The following is a 2,519-nucleotide window of genomic DNA, read 5'->3' as shown; positions in this document are numbered from 1 at the left end:
AACCATCATGGACGAAGGTTTTAAAAGCACTCAACTCTAATGACTGACTTCGATGTTCAAAGCGAACTTTCAGCCCTGAAAGCTCAAACACAATCCATACGGAAACGCTCTTATTCCGCTCGTAAATCACGCCTCGACAAATACAAGCATCAACTCTTAGAGCTACATCAAGCTGGCGCAACAGGCGCAGAGCTTCAGCGTTGGCTTCGCACCAATAAACGGATCAAAGTGGCCCATTCAACCGTTCTCAGATGGTTAGAAAAAAATGGCTAAATTTGCAAAGAACGTAGATCCCAAAGCCGTTGCTGAAAAGCAGGCCGCGAACGTTATGAAGCAGATGCAGGGGAAAAATCTAGCGAGCGTTGGCACCGTTCGTAACTACGAAGAACGTCTGTCGATTGTGGCCCAATACGCCAATGCAGAATTTAAATGTGGGCTGAGGGATTTAACGGTCGAACAGGCACACCTGTATTTGACCGATAGAGCCGCTGAAGTGGGGCAAAAAACCTTAGATATGGAGCGTCAGGCGATTCAATCGATGATGCAAAATGTCACGGGAAAACTAGGCCAAACGGAAAAGCTGGACGTTATAAAATCCGAGCATAAACAAATTCTTTCCTCTCGCTCTTACACCAATGAACAAATTCAAATGGTGGTCAACGCCCAAACCGAACGCAACGCGCTCGCGACTGAAATCGCTCACGCTGCAGGACTTCGAGCGCATGAACTTCATACTCTGCAACGCATCGAAGAACGCAAACCGGACCCAAGGCCAGCACTAAAAGAAAAATTCACTGGTCGAGATGGAGAGCGTTACACCGTAAAGGGAAAAGGCGGCCTTGTCCGTGAAATTCTCATTCCCCAAAGCCTTGCCGAAAGATTGGAAGAGCGCAGACTGAATCAACCGATGCAAATTACCGATCGAGGAGTGAACTACACCAGTTATTACGACATTAATGGCGGTAATCGTTGGTCCAGTTCTTTCTCCGCGGCATCAAATCGAGCATTAACTTGGAGTGCCGGAGCACATGGTCTAAGGCATAGCTACGCCCAAGAGCGAATGAATGAACTGCAAAAATCGATGGCCTATGAGAAAGCTCTCGAAGTGGTATCCCAAGAAATGGGACATTTTCGCCGTGATATTACGGAGGTTTATCTGCGATGAGATGGTTTGTTTTGCTTGCCGTACTTGGCGGTATTTTCTGGACAGCAAACTGGAGCTATCACCAAATGGATCAAGCTGTTTTGATCACCGACTATTGGCAAGCCCAAGAGAATATCGAGCAATGGGGGCTAGTCAATTTTGAGGGAGACAAACCAATCGTATACGCCTTCACTAGCACCAACGGATTCTGGCCTATTTTCAAAGGATTGTGGCCTGTATGGGCGCTGTTCACCCTAATTTTTCTGATCCTAACCCCACTAACCATTTTCATCTATAACGGGATGAATAACCGCCAGATCACTGCAGCAAAAGAAGCACAAGCCGAAGCAATAGAACAGGCAGAAAAGAAAATTCAAGAGGCTAGAAACTACGAGAAAAAGACAAAAGAATGGGCAGAAGAAAAGGTCAACTCTGCCTACGAGGAACAAGGAAAACGCGTTCGAGCAGAACTGGAAAGCGAAAGTCAAAATCTCCATCAATTCAAAAATGAGCTTCTAAAAAGAGAACAAACCATAAGGGCCAAAGAAGTCGCGGCAATGAGAATACAGAAAGAAACAGAACAGAAAGTCGCGGAAATACAAAGGCAGTATTTAGAAGAGTTAAATCGATTTGAGACAGAAGCAAACGAGCTGAGGAAAGCAAAAGAGTATGCACAAAACGGCTTTCAAAGATTAAAAAGGAAGATAGAGTCACAAACCCCAACAACAGAGAGGGACAAATAATCCCTTTGTCAGAGTTAACAATCAGTTGAAGAACAACCCGAAAAAGCTGCCGCGCAAGGCGGCCCTATCAGCCCTTTCGGCTGCGCCGACCCCTACCCATTTCGACTCGATTTTCGAGTGATTTGAGCATTGTTTGTGGTCGCTTTCCGTGGAGTTTTTTCTCGTACCCTTTCGGGCTGCCCTGCGCTGTGTGTAAAGGCTTTCGCCCCCCGTCCGAGTCACACAACACTAATCAGTTATTCCTTTTCCGCTTGTCCCCGTCTAGCAGCTACAACAGGGCGGTTTTATCGTGCTTTCGCAAGTTCTGATTAGTGCCTTTACCTGCCACCTATCGGACTTCCCTTGGTCGGTGGCTGATGCGCGTCGCTCTGTCCAAAACATCTTGATCCAAACAGAGTGCAGGAATACTTGAAGTGCTTTAACGATATGGGCTATCATGAAAGGACTTACACAGGCCGTCAAACCAGTAAGTATTCCGAAATAAACCGCCTTGCAGGGCGGTTTTTTCACATCTGGAGAAAGAGATTAATCCCAAAAGCGTTTGATCTCAATGCTGATCTTCTTAGATCTGGTGATCATCCAACAAAAAAGCCTCCCTAATGGGAGGCTTTTTTGTTTCTAGTGTTCGTGTA

General features: G+C 46.2%; 3 protein-coding genes. 2 read left to right on the top strand and 1 reads right to left on the bottom strand.

Features of this window, described 5'->3' with window-relative positions; translation table 11 throughout:
• A partial coding sequence (locus ACR0DA_RS18665; protein WP_480755224.1) for a hypothetical protein occupies positions 1-181 on the bottom strand: 181 nt, incomplete at its 3' end.
• An 84-nt stretch (positions 182-265) separates the two neighbouring features.
• On the opposite strand from ACR0DA_RS18665, the gene ACR0DA_RS18660 reads away from it, so the two are divergent.
• Both ACR0DA_RS18660 and ACR0DA_RS18655 read left to right on the top strand, forming a co-directional pair.
• On the top strand, positions 266-1,165 hold the full coding sequence (locus ACR0DA_RS18660; RefSeq protein ID WP_480670075.1) for a hypothetical protein: 900 nt from the start codon (positions 266-268) through the stop codon (positions 1,163-1,165).
• Positions 1,162-1,887, top strand: coding sequence for a hypothetical protein (locus ACR0DA_RS18655; protein ID WP_480668236.1), 726 nt, complete (start codon positions 1,162-1,164; stop codon positions 1,885-1,887). The genes ACR0DA_RS18660 and ACR0DA_RS18655 overlap by 4 nt, the downstream gene beginning before the upstream one ends.
• Positions 1,888-2,519 lie beyond the last annotated feature (632 nt).

Source organism: Ruegeria sp. CI8 (assembly GCF_056536865.1).
This window is presented reverse-complemented; position numbering and strand designations above follow the sequence as displayed.

Bases quoted from the DNA above. Each gene is read 5' to 3' on its own strand.
- ACR0DA_RS18655 (WP_480668236.1), top strand. From the start codon at position 1,162: ATGAGATGGTTTGTTTTGCTTGCCGTACTTGGCGGTATTTTCTGGACA.
- ACR0DA_RS18660 (WP_480670075.1), top strand. From the start codon at position 266: ATGGCTAAATTTGCAAAGAACGTAGATCCCAAAGCCGTTGCTGAAAAG.